The organism is Gramella jeungdoensis, assembly GCF_023805255.1.
Classification (GTDB): Bacteria; Bacteroidota; Bacteroidia; order Flavobacteriales; family Flavobacteriaceae; genus Christiangramia; species Christiangramia jeungdoensis.
On record NZ_JAMSCK010000001.1, the window covers coordinates 548,344 to 572,337 of the forward strand.

23 protein-coding genes are annotated in these 23,994 nt (G+C 39.9%); 7 read left to right on the forward strand and 16 right to left on the reverse strand.

The annotated features are described in order from the left end of the window. Nucleotides 1–12: 12 nt before the first annotated feature. On the forward strand, nucleotides 13–777 hold the full coding sequence (locus NE848_RS02660) for a hypothetical protein (protein ID WP_252110659.1): 765 nt from the start codon (nucleotides 13–15) through the stop codon (nucleotides 775–777). On the opposite strand, the gene NE848_RS02665 is transcribed toward NE848_RS02660, so the two are convergent. Then, on the reverse strand, nucleotides 774–1,568 hold the full coding sequence (locus NE848_RS02665; protein ID WP_252110660.1) for an HAD family hydrolase: 795 nt from the start codon (nucleotides 1,566–1,568) through the stop codon (nucleotides 774–776). The two genes, NE848_RS02660 and NE848_RS02665, sit on opposite strands and share 4 nt — an antisense overlap. 238 nt (nucleotides 1,569–1,806) lie before the next feature. Here NE848_RS02665 and NE848_RS02670 point away from each other — a divergent pair, with 238 nt between their 5' ends. Both NE848_RS02670 and NE848_RS02675 read left to right on the forward strand, forming a co-directional pair. Beyond that, nucleotides 1,807–4,281: a TonB-dependent receptor gene (locus NE848_RS02670; protein ID WP_252110661.1), complete on the forward strand. Its 2,475-nt coding sequence runs from the start codon at nucleotides 1,807–1,809 to the stop codon at nucleotides 4,279–4,281. A 47-nt stretch (nucleotides 4,282–4,328) separates the two neighbouring features. Further along, nucleotides 4,329–5,447, forward strand: coding sequence for a PepSY-associated TM helix domain-containing protein (locus tag NE848_RS02675; RefSeq protein WP_252110662.1), 1,119 nt, complete (start codon nucleotides 4,329–4,331; stop codon nucleotides 5,445–5,447). A gap of 3 nt (nucleotides 5,448–5,450) precedes the next feature. Here NE848_RS02675 and NE848_RS02680 read toward each other — a convergent pair whose 3' ends face one another. Next, nucleotides 5,451–5,807, reverse strand: a complete 357-nt coding sequence (locus tag NE848_RS02680) for a phage holin family protein (protein WP_252110663.1) — start codon at nucleotides 5,805–5,807, stop codon at nucleotides 5,451–5,453. A 58-nt stretch (nucleotides 5,808–5,865) separates the two neighbouring features. Continuing rightward, nucleotides 5,866–6,498 carry a SanA/YdcF family protein gene (locus NE848_RS02685; RefSeq protein ID WP_252110664.1) on the reverse strand — a complete coding sequence of 211 codons (633 nt, stop codon included), beginning with the start codon at nucleotides 6,496–6,498 and terminating at the stop codon, nucleotides 5,866–5,868. Between the two features lie 125 nt (nucleotides 6,499–6,623). On the opposite strand from NE848_RS02685, the gene NE848_RS02690 reads away from it, so the two are divergent. Next, nucleotides 6,624–7,256 (forward strand): NAD(P)H-dependent oxidoreductase, encoded by a 633-nt coding sequence (locus NE848_RS02690; RefSeq protein WP_252110665.1) that lies wholly within the window; start codon nucleotides 6,624–6,626, stop codon nucleotides 7,254–7,256. On the opposite strand, the gene ribB is transcribed toward NE848_RS02690, so the two are convergent. The 11 genes from ribB to NE848_RS02745 all read right to left on the reverse strand — a co-directional run bounded on the left by ribB (nucleotide 7,253) and on the right by NE848_RS02745 (nucleotide 18,251). Beyond that, complete coding sequence (gene ribB, locus NE848_RS02695) at nucleotides 7,253–8,401, reverse strand: 3,4-dihydroxy-2-butanone-4-phosphate synthase (protein WP_252110666.1); 1,149 nt, start codon at nucleotides 8,399–8,401, stop codon at nucleotides 7,253–7,255. The two genes, NE848_RS02690 and ribB, sit on opposite strands and share 4 nt — an antisense overlap. A 28-nt stretch (nucleotides 8,402–8,429) precedes the next feature. Beyond that, nucleotides 8,430–9,878 carry an LptF/LptG family permease gene (locus NE848_RS02700; protein ID WP_252110667.1) on the reverse strand — a complete coding sequence of 483 codons (1,449 nt, stop codon included), beginning with the start codon at nucleotides 9,876–9,878 and terminating at the stop codon, nucleotides 8,430–8,432. Nucleotide 9,879: 1 nt separating this feature from the next. After that, entirely contained in the window at nucleotides 9,880–10,521 is a 642-nt protein-coding gene (gene lolA1, locus NE848_RS02705) for an outer membrane lipoprotein periplasmic chaperone LolA1 (protein ID WP_252110668.1), read from the reverse strand. Between the two features lie 9 nt (nucleotides 10,522–10,530). Beyond that, nucleotides 10,531–12,900 (reverse strand): DNA translocase FtsK, encoded by a 2,370-nt coding sequence (locus tag NE848_RS02710; RefSeq protein WP_252110669.1) that lies wholly within the window; start codon nucleotides 12,898–12,900, stop codon nucleotides 10,531–10,533. A 148-nt stretch (nucleotides 12,901–13,048) separates the two neighbouring features. Continuing rightward, a complete protein-coding gene (locus NE848_RS02715; protein ID WP_252110670.1) occupies nucleotides 13,049–13,411 on the reverse strand; it encodes a diacylglycerol kinase in 363 nt (120 codons plus the stop codon). Next, entirely contained in the window at nucleotides 13,411–13,911 is a 501-nt protein-coding gene (tpx, locus tag NE848_RS02720) for a thiol peroxidase (protein ID WP_252110671.1), read from the reverse strand. Before tpx ends, NE848_RS02715 begins: the two co-directional genes overlap by 1 nt. 127 nt (nucleotides 13,912–14,038) lie before the next feature. After that, entirely contained in the window at nucleotides 14,039–14,287 is a 249-nt protein-coding gene (locus NE848_RS02725) for a DUF6952 family protein (RefSeq protein WP_252110672.1), read from the reverse strand. Next, nucleotides 14,268–14,582, reverse strand: a complete 315-nt coding sequence (locus NE848_RS02730) for a thioredoxin family protein (RefSeq protein WP_252110673.1) — start codon at nucleotides 14,580–14,582, stop codon at nucleotides 14,268–14,270. Before NE848_RS02730 ends, NE848_RS02725 begins: the two co-directional genes overlap by 20 nt. An 11-nt stretch (nucleotides 14,583–14,593) precedes the next feature. Then, complete coding sequence (locus tag NE848_RS02735) at nucleotides 14,594–15,232, reverse strand: peroxiredoxin (protein WP_252110674.1); 639 nt, start codon at nucleotides 15,230–15,232, stop codon at nucleotides 14,594–14,596. Nucleotides 15,233–15,437: 205 nt separating this feature from the next. Then, complete coding sequence (gene nhaC / locus NE848_RS02740; protein ID WP_252110675.1) at nucleotides 15,438–16,910, reverse strand: Na+/H+ antiporter NhaC; 1,473 nt, start codon at nucleotides 16,908–16,910, stop codon at nucleotides 15,438–15,440. Between the two features lie 126 nt (nucleotides 16,911–17,036). After that, nucleotides 17,037–18,251: an aminotransferase class I/II-fold pyridoxal phosphate-dependent enzyme gene (locus tag NE848_RS02745; protein ID WP_252110676.1), complete on the reverse strand. Its 1,215-nt coding sequence runs from the start codon at nucleotides 18,249–18,251 to the stop codon at nucleotides 17,037–17,039. 138 nt (nucleotides 18,252–18,389) lie between these two features. Here NE848_RS02745 and NE848_RS02750 point away from each other — a divergent pair, with 138 nt between their 5' ends. The 3 genes from NE848_RS02750 to lpdA all read left to right on the forward strand — a co-directional run bounded on the left by NE848_RS02750 (nucleotide 18,390) and on the right by lpdA (nucleotide 20,958). Further along, on the forward strand, nucleotides 18,390–18,848 hold the full coding sequence (locus NE848_RS02750) for an Lrp/AsnC family transcriptional regulator (RefSeq protein ID WP_252110677.1): 459 nt from the start codon (nucleotides 18,390–18,392) through the stop codon (nucleotides 18,846–18,848). A 270-nt stretch (nucleotides 18,849–19,118) separates the two neighbouring features. Beyond that, nucleotides 19,119–19,484 (forward strand): hypothetical protein, encoded by a 366-nt coding sequence (locus NE848_RS02755; RefSeq protein ID WP_252110678.1) that lies wholly within the window; start codon nucleotides 19,119–19,121, stop codon nucleotides 19,482–19,484. 70 nt (nucleotides 19,485–19,554) lie between these two features. After that, the gene (gene lpdA, locus NE848_RS02760; RefSeq protein WP_252110679.1) at nucleotides 19,555–20,958 is read left to right on the forward strand and encodes a dihydrolipoyl dehydrogenase; all 1,404 of its coding nucleotides are present in this window, start codon (nucleotides 19,555–19,557) and stop codon (nucleotides 20,956–20,958) included. Nucleotides 20,959–21,087: 129 nt separating this feature from the next. Here the strand turns inward: lpdA and NE848_RS02765 are convergent, their stop codons facing one another. After that, nucleotides 21,088–22,809: a tetratricopeptide repeat protein gene (locus NE848_RS02765; RefSeq protein WP_252110680.1), complete on the reverse strand. Its 1,722-nt coding sequence runs from the start codon at nucleotides 22,807–22,809 to the stop codon at nucleotides 21,088–21,090. Nucleotides 22,810–23,063: 254 nt separating this feature from the next. Next, nucleotides 23,064–23,942 carry an aldose 1-epimerase family protein gene (locus tag NE848_RS02770; protein ID WP_252110681.1) on the reverse strand — a complete coding sequence of 293 codons (879 nt, stop codon included), beginning with the start codon at nucleotides 23,940–23,942 and terminating at the stop codon, nucleotides 23,064–23,066. Nucleotides 23,943–23,994: the final 52 nt, after the last annotated feature.

The following is a 23,994-nucleotide window of genomic DNA, read 5'->3' on the forward strand; positions in this document are numbered from 1 at the left end:
AAAATTTAAATTATGAATAATTTCAATTACCGCCAGATACTGATGTTTTTAATCTTTTTGATCGTCTCGATCAATCTGATGGCACAGGGTACAAATGTTATGATAAGAGCCAAGGCCAAAGACGCAAAATTCATTGGGTCTTCAATTGGAGGAGCGAAGATACTTGTGAAAGATGCTGTGACCGGAAAGATCCTTTCTGAAGGCCTCACTACTGGTAGTACTGGAAATACCGATAAAATAATGAATCAGGACTGGAAGCGTAACCAGCCGCTTTCAGATGAGAACACCGCTGGTTTTAACGCTGTTCTGGATATTGAAGAACCTGTTTTTGTGACTATCGAAGCTTATGCTCCCTGGAATAAAAAGCAGGCTACCGTGATGAGCAGCACTCAACTCTGGGTGATTCCCGGGAAGGATATTACCGGTGATGGCGTAGTACTTGAAGTCCCCGGTTTTGTGGTTGATATTCTTTCTCCTCAAACGCATGAACGCATTAGTGCGACAAATGAGATTGAAATTAAAGCCAATATAGTGATGATGTGCGGATGCCCTATAGCTAAGGATGGAATATGGGATGCCAGTCAATATGAAGTTAAAGCCCTGATCACCAGTGATAAGGGAGAAACATCTGAAATAAAACTGAATCAGGCCGATAAGGTTAGTACCTTTTCTGCTAAAACGAATCTGGATAAAGGCTTATATGAAATACTTATCTATGCTTATGATCCCGTAACGGGAAATACCGGGGTAGATAAGACCAATATTATAATCAATTAAGTACTGAGCAATCCAAGCGACTCAATCGTTCGGAGAACCCCATTGTCATTGTTATCATGACTGGTCACAAAGTTGCTCGCCTGGATGATTTCCGGGTGAGCATTCTTCATTGCATAACTATGCCTGGCAACCTGCATCATTTCGAGATCATTCAGATAATCTCCAAAAACAAGGGTTTCTTCAGGAGAAATTCCCAATTCCTTCTGGATACCTTTTATAGCGTTTCCTTTATTCGCATCTAAAGCAGTAATATCAATAAAGACCTTCGCTGCTATTGCTACTTTATATCTATCGGTGTAATCAACAAAGTGCGGAAAGGTGTTGTCTTCAACACCATTGAAATTACATAGGGTTACTTTCAGATATGTATCTTCCACTTTAGAGAGATCGTCAACTACCTGCAGCCTTTCATAGAATTTAGAAATTTCATTAAAGAATTGACGGTCATTTGTCTCGATATAAGCAGATTGTTTCCCGCAGAGTACCAGATTGGTATGCTCCAGGTTTCTTCCCATTTCTATAAATTCTATAGCCGCAGATTTCTCAATAGGATTTACATACAATTCCCTGCCCTTGTGAGAAACGTAGGTTCCGTTTTCAGCAAAGAACATGGTACGGTCTTTAATTCTTTCAAACTTAGATTCCAGATTATAGAACTGGCGGCCACTAGCAATAGAAAACAAAATACCTTTCTGGGTAAGTTGTTCCTCTACTTTCCAGAAATCGGGATGTAACTCATGATTATCATTTAACAAAGTTCCGTCAACATCGGTTACAATAAGCTTGATCATAGAATTGATTTTATGAATGGCAAAAATAGGCAAGAGAAATCTCCTTGGTTTAAAATTCAGATTAAATTTTTATGTGAAGGTATAAATCAATCCTATTAAAACATATTTGTAAGCCTCTGTCGTCCAATTTCTTCTAATTTTTTATTTAAAATAATTCTAAATAATTTTTTGTTTTAAAGTTTTGAACTATAGTTTTGCATTTCTATTTAAAAACAGTCTAAATAAAAACAATTAACCAATGAGCCAAAAAATAGTTCTCTTCTGTCTCTTCCTGATAAGTCTTCAGATGGGGTTTTCTCAAGATTCGGGAAGCCTGAAGGGAAAAGTAGCCAACATTAATGGCGAGATGATTTCTGAAGTGAATATAGAAATCCAGGGTACCGGTATAGGAACAAAAACTAATGATAATGGTAGTTTTATGATAGATAAAGTACCTACTGGAAATTATTTATTAAGGGTTTCCTATGTTGGTTTTGCCTCAAAAGAAATAGCATTTTCGATAAAACCTGCGGAGACAACAACTCTTCCCTTGATTATTCTCAATTCCAAAGAAGAACAATTGAGTGAGGTTGTTGTAAGAGGAAATGGTAATTCTAATATTTACAACAGAAAGAAAAGTCAGTATGTAGCCAAATTACCTTTAGAGCAGATAGAGAATCCCCAGGTTTATGATAATATTACGGCCGAACTTTTGAAACAGCAGATTGTCACCAATTTTGATGATGCAATAAGAAACAGTTCCGGGATTACGAAACTCTGGGAATCTACCGGTCGTGGTGGAGACGGAGCCGGATATTACTCCCTTAGGGGCTTCCCTGTGCAGCCCACGCTTATTAACGGACTTCCCGGTCTCACCAATTCCAGTCCAGATCCGGCAAATATTGAAACCATAGAAGTAATTAAAGGACCTTCAGGTACCCTATATGGCAGTAGTCTGATATCTTATGGTGGATTAATCAATATAATAACTAAACGGCCTTATGATTATTTTGGCGGTAATATTTCCTACACTTCGGGAAGCTTTGGGCTTAATAGGGTAGCTGCCGATATTAATACCCCTCTTGATGAAGATGGGGATGTGGCTTTAAGATTGAATACGGCATACCAGACTAAGAACTCCTTTCAAGATGCCGGCTTCTCCAAAACTATTTTTGTGGCCCCATCTCTTAGCTATAGGGTTAACGATCGCTTATCTTTCTTTGTTAATACCGAATTCTTCAGGGGAGAATCTACTAATCCAACCATGTTGTTTGTAGACAGAGGAGCGCCTTTAAGAGTGACCAGTATTGAAGAGCTGGGCTATGATACTAATCGTTCTTATACCAGCAACGACCTTAGTCTGGAAAACCCAAATTTCAGCCTTCAGGCTATGATGAACTATGAACTGTCTGATTCCTGGACCTCTCAAACAGTTGTTTCCAGAGGAAGTTCAACCTCAAAAGGATATTACTCTTATTTGTATGAAACCACCCGTTTCTATCAGGGGAGGGAAGAGGTAGATGGTGAAGTTACAAATCTTGATGAAGGAGTTGTGTTTACACGGTATATGAATAATCAGAATTCAACCACTCTAACTACTGATGTTCAGCAGAATTTTATTGGAGATTTTGAGATCGCCGGGATGAGAAACAGAATGGTAGCTGGTCTGGATTATTTCCAAAGAATTATAACAGATAATGGAACCGGATACAGGGCAAATGGGAATGTTTATATAGGCAATGCCAGTTTGCAGAATGTAAATGAAAGTGTGTATGGTATCTATAATCCCGATATTTATATCACTGATGGAGACAGCGGAATCCTTTCTACTGCGGCCGTAGATGGCATCCTGGAAAATGTAGACAGGAATAATCGAAATATACAGGAAGATATCTACAGCGCATATGTTTCAAACGTATTGAATATCACCTCCGGTCTTTCGGCGATGGCCAGTTTAAGAATAGATCAGTTTGAGAGTGAAACCAACAGTCAGACTGCCTTCTCCCCGAAATTTGGTGTTGTGTATCAGCCATTAGTTGATAGAGTATCGCTATTTGCCAATTACATGAATGGCTTTAGCAATGTAGCACCTTCAGAAGTTATAGACCAGGGAACGGGAGAAACCAGTAGAATTGTATTCGATCCTGAGCATGCTACCCAGTTCGAAGTTGGAACCAAACTGAATCTTTTAAATGACCGCCTCTTTGCTACGCTAAGTTATTATGATATACAGGTTGATAATATTGTATTAGGGAGTGGTTTCGAAGCAACTCAGGATGGAGAAAAGTATAGCCGTGGATTTGAAATAAGGATCACTGCCCATCCTGTAGATGGTCTTAATATCATAGCCGGTTTTAGTCATAATAACAGTAAGGTTACTAGAGCGGCAGAAAATGACGATTTTCTAGGAAAAAGACCGGAATCTGCTGGACCTGAAAACCTGGCCAACCTTTGGGCAAGTTATAGATTCACTCAGGGAAAAATTGAAGGATTCGGTTTTGGTTTTGGAGGGAATTATGCCAGTGAGAACAGGATCTTTAACCGCAACCTCGGAGGAACTTTCACCCTGCCTTCATATACAGTTTTGAACGCAGCTGTTTTCTATGACGTAGATAAGTTTTCTGTGAATCTAAAACTGAATAACCTGAGCAATGAGGATTATTTTAACGGGTGGTCTACCATCAATCCTCAGGCTCCGCGAAATTTTGCGGCGGCTCTAACCTATAAATTCTAAGATTTGAATTAGCCAGGGATCGCCTCTGCAGGCGATCCCTTATTTTTATGAAGAACAGAAAGAAACATAGTATAAAAAAGTGGGCAGGTCGTTTACATCTATGGCTTGGGCTCATAACTGGTTTGGTGGTTTTTATAGTGGCCATCACCGGCTGTATTTATGTTTTTCAAGATGAGATCAAAGACCTTGTACATGATTGGCGAAAAGTCGAGCCAGAGAAAAGGTCTTTTATAGAACCTTCCCAACTGCGAATAGCCGTAAAGGAGCATTATCCGGATGCGAGCAATAATTTTGTGATCTATGCTGGAAGAGACCGCCCGGCGGCGGTATATAGTGCGGATGGGGAAAAGCAATATTACTTTCATTTTAATCCATATTCGGGAGAATTTTTACATGCTCAGGATTTTGATACTGATTTTTTTGACATAATCAGAAACCTACACATGTATTTGCTACTTCCCGAGAAGCTGGGACGACAGGTAGTCGGGATATCTACGATTATCTTCCTCCTAATGCTCATTACCGGTATCATTCTCTGGTGGCCAAGAAAGTTGAAAAATCTGAAGAATGCTCTGAAAGTTAAGTGGAATGCCAGGTGGAGAAGACTTAATTATGATCTACATAACGTGAGTGGGTTTGACATTCACCTTCTGGCAATAATAATCGCAGTAACGGGCCTTTATTTTTCCTATGAGTGGGTAAGTGATGGTTTGTATGAACTTGGTAACCTGGGGAAGGATTATAAGTCTGATAAAGTAGTAACAAAGGTTCTGCCCAGAACGAAAGTTTCGGGGAATCCAATTGATCTTGCCTTTTATGAAAGTATGGAATTATTACCTGGACAGGACATGTATTTTGTATGGGATAATGGAGAAAAAGCACCAATAACTACAGGAGCTTACCCGGAGTCACTGGACTTTGATCATCAGACTAACTTTTATTTTCATCCTCAGACTGCAGAATTATTACAAACCCACTTTTATTCAGAAAAAAGTCCGGGAATGAAGCTTCAGGAAATGAGTTATGGTTTACATACAGGTCAGTATCTTGGATTAGCAGGCAAAATTCTGGCATTCATAGCGAGCCTTTTCATAGCCTCGCTTCCTGTGACTGGTTTTCTTGTATGGTGGGGAAGAAAAAACCGTATGGAACATCTCACAAGGTAAGAATCAGAAAATGATCGCATCCGTAATTCCGGCGGCGATGGCAATAATTACAGCTAGCCAGGAAGATGTCCAGAAATTTCGTGTCCTGAAATCATCGCTAATTTTTTTTGCAACCTGAATTATAATTGTGAAAGCTATGATACGCGTAATAAAACCAATACTTAAAAAATAAAAGATACCAAGATCAGCAAGTACCAGAACAGCATTAAGGGACCAGCTGAGAAAAAAACTGAAAATCCCTATAATACAGGCAATCACTGTGGCAGTACTGGAACTTTCTACTTCTATCCCGCTCATCAATCTGGCTGCTAGAAGCAGAATGATAGGATCTACCAACAAATGGATTACCCATTGAAACATATTTTTTGGTTTTGAGGTTAGCTGTGCCTCTAATATAGGAAAAAAGCTTTTTAGAAAATTAGTTAAGGCGTGCTTCCAGGGTTCGCGGTTTCTTTTTAAGCAGAACTTCCCAAAGTGCTTTGAAATTGGCCAGTTTTTCTCTCTGTTTTAACCGGTATTCTGTTTGATAATGCCTTTGATCTGCCACAAAGCCTTGATAGTCAAATCCCAGATTTTTTGCTATGAAAAGGGTTCTGGGAAGGTGGAATGCCTGGGTCACGACCGTAGCGCTTTTAATATCGAATAACTTACCGGCCCTGTACATGCTATCATAGGTGTCTAGTCCTGCATGGTCTGAAGTAATAAGACTTTTATCAATTCCTTTTTCTTCAAGATAACTAACCATGGCAGCTACCTCATTATAATCATCACTTCTGTGATCACCGGTAACCAGAAAGTTATTTACCCTACCATTTTCGTATAATCTTATCGCCGTATCAACCCTATCCTGAAGAATCGGTGATAGTTTTCCATTGGCATGTACGCTGGCTCCAAGAATAATTACCGTTTCGGAAGCCGGCACTCTGGAGATGTCTTTGTAAATAAGCCCTGCGGTTTGTCTTTGAAAGATAGCTTCAACGCCTAAAACAACAAATATGATCAGTACTAAACCGATGACAGAAGCAAGAATTATTTTTTTTACACGCTTCATTACTGACGGATGATTATATAACCGAAGATAACCATAATAATTGGATGTATCAGATTAATTTATGCGCTAACGCCTATACAAGTATAGACATTGTGTACATTTGTAAAATATTATCTTAGTATACTATGAGTAATATAAAAGCTTTAAACTGGCGTTACGCGACCAAGAAATTTGATACTTCCCGTATTCTGACTGAAGATAAGATCGATGTGCTGAAACAGGCCTTTAATCTTACCGCAACTTCATACGGTTTACAACCTCTTAAAATGATAATTATTTCCAATAAGGAACTTCAGAAAAAATTAAGAGCGTATTCCTGGGATCAGAAACAGGTGGACACCGCTTCACACGTAATGGTTATATGCATAGAGAATGAAGTAGACGAGAAGTTCATTACCGATTACTTCAGAAGGGTAAAACATGTAAGGGAAACTCCAGATGAGATCCTTGAGCCTTTTCAGAACTCCCTGGTAAACGATTTTAAGACTAAGGCCCAGGAAGAGATCGAGGCGTGGGCTGTAAATCAGGCATATCTTGCTTTAGGGACGCTGCTTACGGTTTGTGCTGCGGAGGAAATAGATGCATGCCCTATGGAAGGTTTTGAACCAGCCAAATACGACGAAGCTCTTAATCTGCATGATAAGAATCTAAAATCGGTGCTGGTGTTACCGGTTGGTTACAGGGCTGAAGATGATATGTTCTCGAAGTTCAAAAAGGTAAGAAGGCCTCTTGATGAGGTAATCATAGAGATCGATTAGTAATTCACATATTCTGTGATCTCCAGGCCATAACCTATCATTCCTACACGTTTGGTTTGCTGACTGTTAGAAAGCAGCCGTATTTTATGGATCTCAAGATCATGTAAAATCTGTGCTCCAATTCCAAAATCTTTATTATCCATTCTTACTGGCGGAGCCTTAACTTCCCCACGCTTCTGACCTTCTTTAAGTTCGGCCAGACGGCTTAAAAGATTTAGCCTTTGGGTTGCCGGATTTATGAAGACAATGGCGCCGCGGCCCTCATCATTTATAGCCTTGAACATATTGTCAAGTTTCTTATCTGCATCATTTGTTAAGGTACCCAGAATATCGTTATTAACCAGAGTGGAATTTACTCTCACCATAATCTCCTCATTCGGTTTCCAATGACCTTTGGTAAGGGCAATATGTACCTGAGAATTGGTAGTTTGTTTATAAGCCCTTAATCTGAATTTCCCAAATTTGGTCTCCAGATCAAAATCTTCTTTCTTTTCTATAAGAGAGTCATGTTGCATTCTGTAAGCAACCAGGTCTTCAATAGAGACGATTTTAAGGTCAAATTTTTTAGCTACTTCGAGTAGCTGAGGCAGGCGTGCCATGGTACCATCCTCATTCATTATCTCTACAATAACACCCGCCGGTTCAAAACCAGCAAGTCGTGCGAAATCGATCGCGGCTTCGGTATGTCCTGTACGTCTTAAAACGCCGCCCTCCTTGGCTTTAAGCGGAAAAATATGCCCAGGCCTGTTAAGATCGTGAGGTTTAATCTCTGGATCTATAAGCGATTTAATGGTCTTCGCCCTGTCGGCAGCTGATATTCCAGTTGTAACTCCTTTTCCTTTAAGGTCAACCGAAATGGTGAAAGCTGTTTCCATTGGGTCGGTATTATTACCAACCATCATGTCCAGCTTAAGTTCTTTACAGCGATGTTCGGTAATGGGAGCGCAAATTAGTCCTCGGCCGTGAGTAGCCATGAAATTGATCATTTCCGGAGTGACTTTTTCGGCAGCTGCCAAAAAATCACCTTCATTTTCACGGTCAATATCATCTACCACGATGATCACTTTTCCATCCCGGATATCGTCAATGGCTTCCTGAATACTGTCTAGTTTCACCGAATACTGATTATTTTCAACCTGCGCCATAAGATCAATTTTGTGGCTGCAAAGATATTTATTCTGTTTTACTTTTATCCTTGATAAGCCCCGCTTTTTTGAAGAGTTTTTTAATAGGTTCGATGAAGTTGTCGAATACGAACAATCCCTGATCGGTTGTTGCCCTATAGGTTAGATAGATACCGAGAGGCAGCATGATCCAGGTAGATAGCCAGGTGGCAACAAAGGCGCTCACACTGCCGTCTTCGGCCGAATTTTTCGCAAAAATCCCTATAAAGTGATAAGTGAGAAATAAAAGTATGGCAACCACTATTGGTAGACCAATACCTCCTTTTCTGATTATAGCACCCAAAGGAGCACCCACAAAGAAAAGCACGATACAGGCTACAGCCAGTACATATTTCTCATGTAAAGCGATCTCAAACTTATTGATCTGTTTTATATTCACCTTGAATTCCTGTTTTTTCATGCCCAGGTGGGCCACAGCGGAGTTGATGGTTCCCAGAGCCAGGTTGGTGATCTGAGCCGCATCATAAGTATTGTAATGTGCGAGAAGACCTTCATTGATAGCAACGGTAGTGTCTTTAGGTTTGTAATTAAGGTTTAGTGTTGATACTCCAGACCTGCGGTACATATCTTTTCTAAACTGATCCATCCGGGTGTTGTAGGATACCGAAAATGAATCTATACTTTCGTCAAGTTCTGATATTTTGAGCATGCCGTGATAAGAGGTTGTGCTTTCATCTTCAAGATCAACATTATTAAAATCAGAAAGATCAATATTGATCACATATTCGTCAAAGTAGCTCTTCATGAAAGGCTTTCTCTTTTTTTTCTCATAATCACTGGGCTGTATCTCATCATAGTAGTTTCCTTCTTTCAGGATGAGGGATAGTACATCAGAATCTGTACTGCCCACCAGTTCGCCTTCCTTAGCTTTAATCACCGTGTAATTCCCTCCGTTGGTATTTTTTTGGTGAATTATAACATCGGTAAGGTACTGGTCGTTTTCACCACTTTTCTCATCCACTTTAATATTGAATGTTCCAATATCGTTAAAGACACCCTCTGTGATCGCCATGGCTGGCTTAAGCTGAGCAATATTCTTTCGAAGATTAATGGATTTGAATTCGGCAGCTGGAATGACGTTATTGGCAAAAAAGAATGCGACAAGGCTTACCAGAAGTATGAAAAAGGTAAGGCTACGCATGGCCCTTTGTAATGAGATTCCCGAAGACTTCATCGCAGCAAACTCATAATTTTCGGCAAAGGTACCAAAGGTCATTATGGAAGTTAGCAGGATAGTGAGCGGTAATACAAGAGGCACCAGTTTAGGGGAGAAGTAAAGAAGGAATTTCATGATTACTTCCACATCCAGGTCTTTACCAGCAAGTTCACCTATGTACAGCCAGATCGTCTGGAGTACAAAGATGAACATGAGAATGATAAAGACCGAAAAAAAAGTTTTTAGAAAACTGGTTAGTATGTACCGGTCAAGTATTTTCAATTTAGTCTATTCGGTTGATGTAATAATCGCTGTAACGATCCTCGTCAAAGGTAAACAGATTTTTCGCGAGGGGCTGATCTGTCTTAAAGCTTTTTACGGTAATCGTAATCTTAGTACCGTTGTCCTGAGTTTGTATAAGATTATAGATATGCTTGGTTTGCTTATCTATTCCCAACAGTATGTTCTTAATCTCGGCATTACTGTCTTTAGGCGTTAACTTCACATATTGAATCTCACGACCTTTCACGTTCTGGGTAATATCCATCTGGTAATTATACCCATCTTCATAAAAACTGAACATCTTCGAGGGAGTGATGCTATTACTGTCTTCTTCTACATAACTTGATATATTGATCTCTTCATCCTCTGGGATGATAGTATATATCTTCTTTCCGTCAAACATCTGAGTAGTACCCATAAGGTTCAAAACATACTTTTCACCATCGATACTAACATCACCTCTTGCTTCCTGACTTACATTTTCTGCAGTGTTCTCCAAAGCGTACTTGAATTCTATCACCATATTGTCATAAGACTTCACCTTAGATGATACTTCATTCAATAACTTTTCAGCTTTCTGAGAGCTTTGAGCCTGAACATTCAAAGACAGAATTGCGGCCAGGATGAATACTAATTTTTTCATTTTGATTTTTTAATTGTTTGGTTCTTCATTTAAAAGTTGCTCTAAAGCCGCGAGATCTGTGACTAAAACCTGTCTTGCCTTGCTTCCCTCAAATGGACCAACGATGCCTGCGGCTTCCAGTTGATCTATTATTCTACCTGCGCGGTTATACCCAAGTTTCAATTTTCTTTGAAGTAATGAGGCCGAGCCCTGCTGGGCTGTAACTATCACTTCTGCGGCTTCGCGGAACAGTTTGTCCCTCTCGCTCACATCTATATCAACTCCTGTGCCACTTTCCTCACTTTCATAGGCAGGTAACTGATGTGCATCGGGATAGGCTTTCTGTGATCCGATAAATTCAGTGATCTTATCCACTTCAGGGGTGTCTACAAAGGCACACTGAAGCCTTTTCAATTCGTTCCCCTGGGTGAAAAGCATATCTCCGCGACCAATAAGCTGATCGGCTCCCTGGTTGTCAAGTATCGTCCTGGAATCAATTTTTGAAGTAACCCTGAAAGCTATACGAGCCGGGAAGTTGGCCTTGATGATCCCGGTGATCACATTTACCGAAGGTCTCTGGGTGGCAATAATAAGGTGAATTCCAATGGCACGTGCAAGCTGAGCCAGACGTGCTATGGGTGTTTCAACTTCTTTACCTGCCGTCATGATGAGGTCGGCAAACTCATCTACAACCAGTACAATATAGGGCAGGAATTTATGGCCGTCATTCGGGTTAAGCTTCCTGGCCTTGAACTTCGTGTTATATTCTTTAATGTTACGGCACATTGCATCCTTGAGCAGTTCGTAACGATTGTCCATCTCGATACACAACGAGTTAAGCGTGTTTATCACCTTGGTATTGTCGGTAATGATGGCTTCATCGGTATCGGGTAATTTAGCCAGGTAATGCCTTTCTATCTTATTAAAAAGTGTAAGCTCAACCTTCTTAGGGTCAACCAGCACAAATTTTACTTCAGCGGGATGTTTGCAGTAGAGCAGGGAGGTTAAAATGGCATTTAAACCAACCGATTTACCCTGACCTGTAGCACCGGCCATCAGCAGGTGAGGCATCCTGGCAAGATCCACTACAAAAGTTTCATTGGAAATGGTCTTTCCGAGTGCCATAGGTAGCTCCATTTCGGCATTCTGAAACTTGGGTGAAGAGATCACCGAACGCATGGAAACAATACTGGCATTTTTATTAGGTACTTCAATACCTATGGTTCCCCGACCGGGGATAGGAGCAATGATTCTGATCCCGAGAGCTGAAAGAGAAAGCGCGATATCATCTTCAAGATTCTTAATTTTCGAAATCCTGATTCCTGCTTCGGGCACGATCTCATATAAAGTTACCGTTGGCCCAACAGTTGCCTTTATCTGGGCGATATCGATCTTGTAGTTTTTCAGGGTATCTACAATTCGATTTTTGTTTTCCTCTAATTCCTCCTGATTTATTGTAATACCTCCCCCATAATCTTTGAGAAGGTCTATAGTTGGAAATTTATAATTCTTGAGTTCAAGCGTAGGATCGAATTCTCCAAAATCACGAACCAGTTTCTGACTTAGATTATCTTCTTCCTCTTCTTCAGGAGCTGCCTCAACCTCCATTGAAACATCGTCTTCTTCATTTGAAACCTCTATTTTTTTAGGGGCTGGCTCTAGTTCTTCTTCTTCTTTTTCTGAATCAGAAAGGTCTATACTCTGTGGTTTTTCTTCCTGTGGTTTTGTGACGGTTTCCTTTTTCCAGTCTATTTCTTCTTCAGTTTCAGAAATATTTGACCGGTTCTCATCAAAAGCTTCTTCAAGTTCTTTTTTTCCGTTTTTGAAATATGATCCTATCATTTCAGGAGTCACTTTTAAACGGATAGCCAGATAGGCAATGAACAGGAACAACATAAGCAGGGCAGTCCCGAAGAAACCAAGATAGTCCTGAAGAAAATCGTTCATTTCAAAACCAATTCTTCCCCCTAAAAGTGCATTGCTTTCGGTGAAAAAACCAAAGAATATGGAAAGCCATATCATCACCAGGATTCCCCAAAACCAGAATTTTCGCAGATTTGAACTCTTAAAACCAAAGAAAAGATGAATCCCGCTTAAGAAAATAAGGAATGCGATGGTGAATGATGCAATTCCAAAACCCTTATAGATAAAAAAGTCACTTACAGCTGCACCAAATTTACTTAGCCAGTTCCTTGCTTCGGCCTGCCTGTTCGCAAATTCGTTAAGAATGCTTTGGTCTGCGCGCCAGTTAAATAGAAAGGAGACAAATGCTACAATAAGTGCAAGACCAAAGAGCATCAGAAAACTACCTAAAACCACTTTTTGCTGTCGGTTCAGTTTAAGTGAGAAATTCCGGGATTTTTTTGTGGTTTTCTTGGTCTTAGCTTTCTTTTTAGCCATATGCAGGTTAAAGGATTTCGGCAAAAATACAAATTAGCCTTTTCCAAATTAAGGAAAAAAAACTTCAATTTTAAAAGTTGGCAGTATTTCTAGAAGTACTGCGCTAAATGAAAACCTTAAAATAAATAAATTATTGCAAAGAGATATATTAGAAAATATACGGTAGATAAATAAACCCGGCTATGATCACGGCTATAAGCGCAGCTATGAAGACTGAACCTGCCGCCACATCTTTAATATGGCCTATTTTACTGTGGAAATCGGGATGAACAAAGTCGGCCATCGCTTCTATGGCTGTGTTAAGACCTTCACTTGCCATTACCAGGCCAATCGCGAAGAACTGAAGGATCCATTCTGTCCTGGTGATCTCAAAATACCAGCCTGCGATGCATACAAGAATTGAAATTACGAACTGTACCTGGATACTTTGTTCATGCTTCAGTAATAACCAGGCTCCTTTTATTGCATAACCACCTCCTCTTATTCTTTTTCCGAGGAAACTGTTCTTCATTATAATAGTGTTTTCAATGCGGCAAGATAATCGGGTTCGTCATCTATATTTGGAACCTGCTGGGAGTGGATCACATGCCCGTTTTGGTCAAGAACAAGAACTGCCCTTGAAAGCAGACCTTCCCATGGACCGTCAATCATCTCAACTCCGTAATCCTTGCCAAAGTTTCTTTCTCTAAAGTCGGACAAATTAACGACATTTTCCAGGTTTTCATTATTGGCGAATCTTTGCTGGGCAAAAGGAAGGTCCCGGGAGATGCATAAAACGGTAACATTATCAAGCTCACTGGCTTTTTTGTTGAAATTGCGAACAGAAGTAGCGCATACACCGGTATCTATGCTAGGGAATATATTCATAATAATACGTCTGCCTTTAAAGTCATCCAGAGTTGCAATAGAAAGGTCTGATTTCAGAAGTTCAAAATGTGGTGCTTTTTCATCAAGAACCGGAAGACTGCCATAAGTAGTTACTTTTTCATCTCCAAAATCTATTCTCGCCATAACAGTTAATTTATCAGAATTATAAATTTAGAAGATTGTTAATGGCTTATTACTAAAATTTTCATAAAAACTAAAAAGGGCTGTTTCCTTCTGAAAACAGCCCTTTTGAAATGATTTGCAAAGAAATCTACTTATCTATAGAACCAAGTACTTTCTTCACGAAATTATTGGCGGCATCCTTTTCGGGAACACCATCCTGTATCATTTTGTGTACTTCTACAGCTCCACAGAGATTGGTAAGCAATTCGCCAATCACATCCATTTCTTCTTCAGAAACCGAGCGATGTTCGGTGAAATTCTCAAGCACCTCTATGGTATGCTCAAGTTTTTCAACCTCGTTGTTCTTCTGCAGATGTCTAATTACTGGTAACTTCATCAACTAAGTTTTTTAACTGGTCAAACTTGTTTGTTTGAACCTGATTTTTAAAACTTCCATTTTTGAAAGTTGCGAAGGTTGGCAGGTTATCTACCTTGGCCAGTTTTCTTGATTCCGGGAATTTCTCGGCATCTACCAACACGAATTGCGCATTCTCATGCTCCGAAGCCAGTTTTTTGAACTTGGGCTTCATAAGTCGGCAGTTCCCGCACCATCCGGCCATGTACTGAACCACAACGGTATCGTTGCTGCTTACAACTTCGCTTAAGTTATCCTGATCTAATTCCTTAATCATAGCAATTTATTTTAGTTTAAACTTAGGTAGTTAGCAACACCTTCTCTGTCGGCGTTCATTGCTTCCTTACCTTCTTCCCAGTTAGCAGGACAAACTTCTCCTTTTTCCTGCACGTGGGTGTAAGCATCGATAAGTCTAAGGAATTCATTTACATTTCTTCCAAGTGGCATATGGTTCACACTTTCGTGGAAGATAGTCCCTTCCTCATCGATAAGGTAAGTTGCACGGAAAGTTACATTATCGCCTTCCACAGTAAGAGCTCCGGTTTCCTCATCATAAGATTCATTCATGATATCAAGGATATCAAGTCTTGAACTTAGATTACGGTTAGAGTCTGCAAGGATAGGATAAGTAACACCTTCAATACCGCCATTATCTTTTGGTGTATTTAACCATGCGAAATGAACCTCAGGGGTGTCGCAAGACGCTCCGATCACCATAACATTTCTTTTTTCAAACTCTTCCAGAGCTTTCTGAAAGGCATGAAGTTCGGTAGGGCAAACAAAGGTGAAATCTTTAGGGTACCAGAAAAGCAATACTTTTTTATTGTCCTTCTGAGCTTCTTCCAAAACATTAATTTTGAAAGTATCTCCCATTTCGTTCATAGCGTCTACGCTAAGGTTTGGAAATTTTTTTCCGACTAAAGCCATATTGTTAGATTGTTTTTAAATTAAACTTTTCTCTTTTTTCTTCACGTGCAAAATTATAAACTTAAGCCGTTTATAAAAGACCTGAAAATTCTAAAATTTTATCACCTAATAGGATTTAGTTATACCAAAAGCCATATTCAATAAGATGATTCTATAATTGTCAAATTATCAGGATTTTAACCGAATAAATTCAAAATTGACAGTATTATTTACCGGCCAGTTTTTTGATCTTTATTCCCAAGGCTGCGAAAAACAAAGTCATGAATGGGCTCAGGTAATTAAAGAAAGCGTATCCCGCATAGGAAAGAACCGGAACTCCCAATACACCACTGTGGTATGCTCCACAGGTGTTCCATGGAACCAATACAGAAGTTACTGTTCCTGAATCTTCTAAACTCCGGCTTAGATTTTCTGGAGCTAGGCCTTTATCTTTAAATGCTTTGGCAAACATTTTTCCCGGTACCACAATAGCCAGGTACTGGTCTGATGCAGTAACGTTAAGCGCAAGACAGCTAAAAACAGTACTGGCAAATAAGCCGAAAGTTGTATGGAAAAGATTCAGTAAAGCCTTACTAATCCTGGAAAGAGCACCAATAGCTTCCATGATTCCTCCAAAAACCATGGCGCAAAGGATTAGCCATATGGTACCGAGCATACCGGCCATACCACTGGAGGCAAAAAGATCATTCAGCGCTTCAGAATCGGTCTCGACTGCAGTATCTACAGTTATGGCATTCATGATTCCTTTATAGCCACTTATAAAATTGAGCTTATCCATTCCGCTTACGGCTAAAACAATATCTGGCTGAGCAATTAAAGCTGCAAAGGCGCCTAGTAAGGTACCTATTAAAAGTGCTATTAATGGTGATGTTTTTTTAACTATCAGAAAAATTACTATTACCGGAACCAGGAACAACCAGGGACTAATGTTGAAAGAAGCATCAATCGAATTTAAAATGGAAGTAGTATCTGTAGCTCCTTCGGTATTGAGATTCAGGCCAATGATAACAAAGGCCAGAATAGTTATTGTGATCGTGGGCACAGTGGTAAGTGCCATATATCGGATATGTGTAAAAAGATCGGTTCCTGCCATGGCTGGTGCAAGATTGGTGGTGTCACTAAGCGGAGACATCTTATCACCAAAATAAGCGCCCGAAAGTATGGCACCAGCGGTCATCCCAAGGGAAATATCCAATGCATCCGCAATTCCAACCAGGGCGATCCCAACGGTTGCAGAGGTGGTCCAGCTACTTCCTGTTGCCAGGGATATAACCGAACAGATTATCACACAAGCCGCCAGGAAAATAGTCGGATTCAAAATTTGAAGTCCGTAATAGATCATAGTGGGTATGATGCCACTTATCATCCAGGTTCCCGCGAGGGCACCTACCATTAAAAGTATTAGTATTGCTCCTGCCGTGCTTTGAATGTTTTTAGCAACCTCATCAATCATGTAGTCGAACTTTACTTTATTGAATAGTCCAACAATGGCTGCAACTCCACCTCCCAGAAGAAGAATGAACTGGTTTGAACCACTTAAAGCATCATCGCCGTATACAAATACGTTGAAAGCGAGCATTCCAATAAGAGCGATAACCGGGATAAGCGCTTCCCAGATATTCAGTTCCCTGTTTTCAATGATAGGTTCATTTTCAGGATTGGCAGTAGAGTTTTCCATGCAGTAATTTTAAAAAAATGAAACCTCACAGGTTCGGAAACCTGTGAGGTCTTTTTATTTTTAATATAATGTGTTTTCCATTTTAGTCGCGTAATTTTACGACTTTCGGATTAATCCTGCAAAATTTTAGACCATTTCGGTATCTAGCACTCCAACTTCTATCATACATTCCTTCATCATTTCGTAGGTTCTTTCAATATCATTGTCGAGACCTATTGAGAAGCGGATGAGTCCATCACTTAATCCCATTTCCTTTTGTTCTTCCTCCGGAATCTCTGAAGATGTTGAAGTTCCCGGCGCACTGAACAGGGTTTTATAGAATCCAAGACTTACAGCCAGGTATCCCAGATTACGCTCCTGCATTAATTCCATTAGTTCATTGGCCTTATCAAGGGAACCTACATCTATAGTAAGCATTCCCCCGAAACCATAAGTCTCATTCATCATTTTCTTAAAAATCTCATGTCCCGGATGTGATTGCAGTCCAGGGTATACGGTTTTGAATCCGTCTTCCTGGAATTTTTTGGCAAGGAACATCGCGTTATGGCTGTGCTGCTTCATACGAATATGGAGCGTTCTTAAGTTCTTCAATATCGAAGCAGCCCTTAAGCTGTCCATCGTAGGACCTAACAACATAGCCGCTCCGTCATTCACATTCCTAAGGTCATTTATGAATTCCTTTGTGCCACATACAACCCCGCCTACGGTATCGCTGCTGCCATTGATGAATTTTGTAAGACTATGTATCACCACATCGGCTCCCAGTTTAGCAGGACTAATGGAAAGTGGAGAGAATGTATTATCTACCACCAGCTTAAGATCGTGTGATTTTGAAATTCTGGATAGAGCTTCCAGGTCGGCGATTTCTAATAAGGGATTGCTCACTGTCTCGCAATAAAGCACTTTAGTGTTATTTTGAACAGCAGCCTCAACAAGCTCAGGTTTTGTGATATCCACAAAAGTTGTATTGATCCCGAACTGGGGAGCGAAATTCTTCAGAAAAGCATAGGTTCCTCCGTAGACAGTCCTGCTACATACGATATGATCTCCGGCTTTGCAGAGTTGCATTAATACTGAAGTGATTGCTCCCATTCCTGAGGCCGAAACATTTGCTGTTTCGGTACCTTCCATTGCGGCAAGTGCTTCGCCAAGATAAAGGTTGGAAGGGGAGGAGTGTCTGGAATACAAATAACAACCTTCAGCATTTCCTTCAAAGGTGTCGAACATGGTCTTTGCCGAAAGGAAGGTGTAAGTTGATGAGTCTGAAATTGATGGATTCACTCCACCAAATTCTCCAAAATATTGTAGATCCTGAATGCGATCTGCTGGCTTATATTTCATGACGAGTAGTTTTAGAGATCAAATTTGAAGTGAATTAGTTTTAAAACCAATGATATTTATCATTTGTAGTAAATAAATCCATGTTAAATTGAATTTTTAGAATTTAAATCTATATTTACCTTAAAAACTCCATATTTAATGAAAATTGATCAGCTTGATAAAAGAATCCTGAAGCATATCCAGGAGGACAGTAAAAAGACCAATAAGGAGATCTCGAACGATCTTGGACTTTCAGTCACTGCAGTTTATGAAAGAATAAGAAAAATGGAAAGGGAAGGGGTGATTTCCAAATATGTGGCGCTGCTGGATCCTGAAAAGATAGAAAAGGCTTTTATGGTGCTTTGTCAGATAAAACTCATCCAGCACAAAAAGGACTTTTTAACCCGTTTTGAAAAAGAGGTTACCAGTCTCCCTGAAGTAGTGGAATGCCTGCACGTAAGTGGAGATTACGATTATATTTTAAAAGTTCTGGTTAAGGATATGAATGCTTACCGGGAATTCATGGTTACCAAACTCACCAATCTGGATCATATTGGTAGTACAAAAAGTATTTTTACCATTAATAAAGTGAAACAAACTACCATGATAGATTTATAATTCTTAAAAGTTTAAGATGTCTGGTACAGTGCATTGCGCATTGCAGCGAATAGTCGTATTTTTAATGAAATGATTTTCAAACGATCAAATATTACAATACCAGGGTTGGAGTGCTTGCTTTTATCGTTAAAGGGTAAAGGATTCCAAAGTTTATTCTAAAGGTCTGTATATCAATAAAAAGCAAGTCGGGTCTCGCTTAGTTGTCCCGAGATTAAAAAGAAAATATAATTCATTATTCCTTTGAAAATTAAAACACTTATAATAATCATTTTGGCCGCTATAATAGGTGAGATTGTTTTAGTGCTTCTAACCACTGTTGCGCAGGAAATTCTGGTGGATGGTGTTCATTTTGGAATTTCTTCAAATAAAGATTTGATAATTGGTGGTTTGGCGACCCTTATAGCTGGGATATTAACAGGGTTCGTTACATCATTCCTTGGGGGTGGTAGCAAATGGCCAGTGAGTATTATCTCTTTTTTAATAGTTCTAGAAACCTTTCTCCTGATATATTTTCAGAAAATAAATAATCCGGTCTGGTTTTCCATTCTTTCTTCACTTTCCCTTATAGCTTCTGTTTGGGTTGGATTCTACATACATAATAAAAATAAAAACCGATTAAAAATTCGTTTCAGCTAACACCTGTCTTCCATAAAACATTTGTATTTTTACGGTCAATTTGTTAAAAAAATCAGTAAAAAGAAAAATTATGAGTACATATGATGTTGCAGTTATAGGATCGGGTCCCGGTGGTTATGTAGCTGCTATTCGCTGCGCACAATTGGGAATGAAAACTGCAATCATAGAAAAATATTCAACTCTTGGAGGAACCTGTCTTAATGTAGGATGTATCCCTAGTAAAGCACTTCTTGATTCTTCTCACCATTATCATGATGCGATCAAGCATTTTGAAGATCATGGTATCGAAATTCCCGGGGAAGTAAAACTAAACCTCGAAAAAATGATGGAACGCAAAGCTTCTGTTGTAAGCCAGACCTGCGATGGAGTAAAGTTCCTGATGGATAAGAATAAGATTGATGTATTTGAAGGTTTAGGCTCCTTTAAGGATAAAACTCATATCAACATAGATAAAGATGGTGAAACTCAAACCATCGAGGCAAAAAAGACCATTATTGCAACAGGTTCCAAGCCATCTAATCTTCCATTTATCGAACTGGATAAGGAAAGAGTGATCACTTCAACTGAGGCTTTAAAGCTAAAGGAAGTGCCAAAGCATATGATCGTGATTGGTGGTGGTGTGATCGGGCTTGAACTTGGTCAGGTTTACCGCCGTCTTGGAGCTGAAGTGACTGTGGTTGAATTCCTGGATAGAATTATCCCAACAATGGATAGCGCACTTTCTAAAGAGCTTCAGAAGGTGTTGAAAAAACAGGGAATGAAGTTCCATACCAGCACCAAAGTAAAATCTGTTGAAAGAATTGGAGACGAGATCACTATCAAAGCCGATGATAAAAAAGGCAAGGAGATTGAATTAAAAGGAGATTACTGTCTGGTTTCTGTTGGACGCCGTCCGTACACTGACGGACTGAATGCAGAAGCTGCCGGAGTAAAGGTTGATGATAAGGGAAGAGTGGAAGTGAACGATCATCTTCAAACAAACATTGAGAATATCTACGCGATTGGTGATGTGGTTCGCGGAGCCATGCTTGCTCATAAAGCTGAAGAAGAAGGAACGATGGTTGCTGAATTAATTGCTGGCCAGAAACCACATATCGATTATAACCTGATTCCAGGTGTTGTATATACCTGGCCTGAAGTTGCTGCGGTTGGTAAAACTGAAGAGCAATTGAAGGAAGAAGGAGTAAAATATAAAGAAGGGAAATTCCCTATGCGTGCACTTGGGCGTTCAAGAGCAAGTGGAGATATTGATGGACTTGTTAAGATTCTTGCTGATGAAAAGACCGATGAGGTACTTGGAATTCATATGATCGGAGCCAGAACAGCAGATCTAATTGCCGAAGCGGTTACAGCGATGGAATTCAGAGCATCGGCTGAAGATATCTCACGCATGAGCCATGCTCACCCAACCTATGCTGAGGCGGTAAAAGAAGCCGCACTTGCTGCTACAGAGAACAGACCTTTACATATTTAATCTTATTTTGATCTCTCGACTAAGTTCGAGCGGACAATAAAAAACCATCCAATTTGGGTGGTTTTTTTATTTGGTAAGCTGAGTGGTTTCATATGTCACGCTGAGCGGAGTCGAAGCGTCTAAAAAGATCTATTTTATCCTCGATGAATTTATCTCAATATCAGCTCCCTTCCAGCTTTTGGAGATAAGCTGGTCCATCCTTTTTACATTCTCCTGATCATTGAGATTTTCATAAGCCAGCCTCATACCATGTTGCGCCCATCCGTTTTTAGGAAGTCTTCTTAGATCTTCTTCATAAGTGGCAATAGCATCTTTATATTTACCTGCTTCAATCTGAACAGCTCCAAGGTGATGTCTTACTGAAAAGAACCAGTCTGGTGGTTCATCATAGTTGAGGGAATCTTCGATCTCTACGGCTTCTTTCAGTAAAGCTATGCTTTCATCATATTTTTCCTGGTTTGCCAGGATCTCAGCCTTTAAAACCCGTTTAGCGATCTGCATTAAAGTGGAAACCGAATTGATCTCCCAGATTGTCACATCTTCCAGGCTTTCATCTTCCGAAAGATTTTCAAGATTCTTCAGCTTAATACTGGCGTTTTCAAGGTCATTATTAGCCATATAGGCCATACCCTGGGCGTATTCCTTTACCGCTTTTAAATAGGGCAGGTCATAAGTGTTAAATTCAGAATTGATCAATTCATTCCAGCGTCCCAGTTTTACCTCTACATATAATGGTATGGAATAGTAATGTTGAAGAGTTCCCCATCCGGGTTCTTTCATTAGGTCGGGATGCACATGTTCAGATAATTTATTGGCGCCGATCATCGCCCATTCACTATTGCCTTCCAGTGTTGCAGTTGCAGCAAGAAAATGGTAATTATGTGGGTAATAGGCCAGGGGATAGGCTCCCTGGGCATGACAGGCACTTACATAAATACTGTCAACCTCTACAGCCCTGATATTTGCAACTGTACCCTTATGATATTCCCCGGTTCTTATATAAACATGGGAAGGCATATGTACCAGGTGGCCTGAGCCGGAAACGAGTCCGTCATCAAAGGCCTTTGCTGCCGCATTGGCTCTGTCAGGGGTGTTGGAAGCTTCCACCGCATGTATATAGAAATGATTGGCACCGGGATGTTTGGGATTCTTTTTTAGAATGTTTTCCAGCAGTCCAACGATCTCGGGAGTCCATTCTTTAGGCTTTCCCTGCTTATCAAATAGATCCCATGGATGTAGATTCATAATGGATTCGGCATAGATGGAAGCAATATTTTCATCATCCGGATATTGTTGATAGACTTTTTTCATCGCCTGGCTATAGGCTATATCAAGATCGCTTCGGTCTTCCACCGGTTCTTTTACATAACGCTGTGCCATGGCATTGATGAGTGCTCTTTCTTTTTCGGAATCTGATCCTATTTCCTTTGCTTTCTGAATGGCCTCATAGGCTCGCTGGTAATTGTCATCTTCCATTCCAGCGTTGTAATTAGGTCCCAGCACATAGGCATATCCCCAGTAGCACATTGCACATTCAGGGTCCACCCTGGTTGCGTAGTAAAAGGACCTGGCTGCTTCGGCATGATTAAAACCATAAGCCAATACCAGACCCTGGTTGAAATATTTCTGAGCTTCTGCACTCTCCGTTTGAATAGGATACTTAACAGCATCCAGACCATCAAATAATGGAGCCTTATTATCAGATTTATACCAGTCTGCATCTGTAACTTGTGGCGCACAGCCATATTTACTTTCTGGTGGTTCCTTTATGCTTACCTCTTCCGATTCTTTTTCAGAATTCTTACAGGCAAGGATTAAAAAGAGAAGAACCATGAATACTTTTACCTTCATGATCGAATATTTTGGTTAGAAAAAATCCGGGGAGGTTCTTATAAAAGTACAAAATGCAGAGGAAAAATTTATGATTTTCGAATCAGAACATTCACTACCTTTAATAGGTTAATTCTAAATTTTAGAAATCATGGGAAAAGATAAATCTCCCTCAAAGAACACGGCTAAGAAGGAGCCGACGATGAGTTTAAAGGAAAAACGTGCGGCCAAAGCAGCAAAAAGAAAGAACAGAACTTAAACTAATTACCAGCAAACTATGCCAGATTTATTGAATAACTGGCATTAAATTCTTTAGCAGGCATCAGTTGAATGATGCCTTCTTTATTTTTTAGCTTTTGATCTGTTTTTTCAACATCAGCAATTCCTAGCCATGGCTCAATGCATACATAGTGAGCCCCGGGCTTGGCCCAGATGCCAAGGTTGGTGAAATCTTTGTATTCTACCGATAGTATTTTTCCGTTTTTCCGGCTCAACAAGTCTGCTTTCTTTGATGGAATGTCTTTAAAGATTAGAGCATCATTATTAAAGGTCTTTTTTGTTAGCCGGATCTTTCGATCCTTATTCAGAACAGGTTCGGTCTTGTGACTTACCAGTCCTTCATTGTTAAGGATGAATTTTTCAAGATCCATATTCTGGTCAAATTCGATCAAATAATCGCTGATCTCTTCACCTTCAAAAAGACAAATATTGAATGCCGGATGCCCGCCCAGGGAAAAATAAATTGGTTTCGAGTCCAGGTTAATAACTTTATGATCTATTTCCAGGGATTTGGCAGTAAGTTTAAAACTGATCCTGAAGTCGAATTTAAACGGGTAGATTTTCAGACTTTCCTCTGAATAAATAAGTTCAAAAACGAGCTGGTCTTCAGCTTTTTCTTTGAGCCTTACGTTTTCATTATAGCGCACAAAGCCATGTTTTGGCATTTCATATTCACGGCCTTCATATTTATATTTACCTTCTTTAAGGACTCCAATTACCGGAAAAAGGTTAGGAGCGTGGCTTGGCCAAACTTTAGGATCGGCCTGCCATATATGTTCCATACCTGTTTCTTTATTTACCAGGCTGCACAGTTCGGCCCCGGTTTCCTGGACTGTGATCTTTAAAAATTCATTTTCGGCAGAATACTTCTTCAAAATAATTCTATTTTTTTTCTAAAGTTACAATTCTATCAGCGAGCTGAAAACC

Coding starts and splice junctions, on each gene's coding strand:
- NE848_RS02660 (WP_252110659.1), top strand. CDS start 13: ATGAATAATTTCAATTACCGCCAGATACTGATGTTTTTAATCTTTTTG.
- NE848_RS02665 (WP_252110660.1), bottom strand. CDS start 1,568: ATGATCAAGCTTATTGTAACCGATGTTGACGGAACTTTGTTAAATGAT.
- NE848_RS02670 (WP_252110661.1), top strand. CDS start 1,807: ATGAGCCAAAAAATAGTTCTCTTCTGTCTCTTCCTGATAAGTCTTCAG.
- NE848_RS02675 (WP_252110662.1), top strand. CDS start 4,329: ATGAAGAACAGAAAGAAACATAGTATAAAAAAGTGGGCAGGTCGTTTA.
- NE848_RS02680 (WP_252110663.1), bottom strand. CDS start 5,807: ATGTTTCAATGGGTAATCCATTTGTTGGTAGATCCTATCATTCTGCTT.
- NE848_RS02685 (WP_252110664.1), bottom strand. CDS start 6,498: ATGAAGCGTGTAAAAAAAATAATTCTTGCTTCTGTCATCGGTTTAGTA.
- NE848_RS02690 (WP_252110665.1), top strand. CDS start 6,624: ATGAGTAATATAAAAGCTTTAAACTGGCGTTACGCGACCAAGAAATTT.
- ribB (WP_252110666.1), bottom strand. CDS start 8,401: ATGGCGCAGGTTGAAAATAATCAGTATTCGGTGAAACTAGACAGTATT.
- lolA1 (WP_252110668.1), bottom strand. CDS start 10,521: ATGAAAAAATTAGTATTCATCCTGGCCGCAATTCTGTCTTTGAATGTT.
- NE848_RS02710 (WP_252110669.1), bottom strand. CDS start 12,900: ATGGCTAAAAAGAAAGCTAAGACCAAGAAAACCACAAAAAAATCCCGG.
- NE848_RS02715 (WP_252110670.1), bottom strand. CDS start 13,411: ATGAAGAACAGTTTCCTCGGAAAAAGAATAAGAGGAGGTGGTTATGCA.
- tpx (WP_252110671.1), bottom strand. CDS start 13,911: ATGGCGAGAATAGATTTTGGAGATGAAAAAGTAACTACTTATGGCAGT.
- NE848_RS02725 (WP_252110672.1), bottom strand. CDS start 14,287: ATGAAGTTACCAGTAATTAGACATCTGCAGAAGAACAACGAGGTTGAA.
- NE848_RS02730 (WP_252110673.1), bottom strand. CDS start 14,582: ATGATTAAGGAATTAGATCAGGATAACTTAAGCGAAGTTGTAAGCAGC.
- NE848_RS02735 (WP_252110674.1), bottom strand. CDS start 15,232: ATGGCTTTAGTCGGAAAAAAATTTCCAAACCTTAGCGTAGACGCTATG.
- nhaC (WP_252110675.1), bottom strand. CDS start 16,910: ATGGAAAACTCTACTGCCAATCCTGAAAATGAACCTATCATTGAAAAC.
- NE848_RS02745 (WP_252110676.1), bottom strand. CDS start 18,251: ATGAAATATAAGCCAGCAGATCGCATTCAGGATCTACAATATTTTGGA.
- NE848_RS02750 (WP_252110677.1), top strand. CDS start 18,390: ATGAAAATTGATCAGCTTGATAAAAGAATCCTGAAGCATATCCAGGAG.
- lpdA (WP_252110679.1), top strand. CDS start 19,555: ATGAGTACATATGATGTTGCAGTTATAGGATCGGGTCCCGGTGGTTAT.
- NE848_RS02765 (WP_252110680.1), bottom strand. CDS start 22,809: ATGAAGGTAAAAGTATTCATGGTTCTTCTCTTTTTAATCCTTGCCTGT.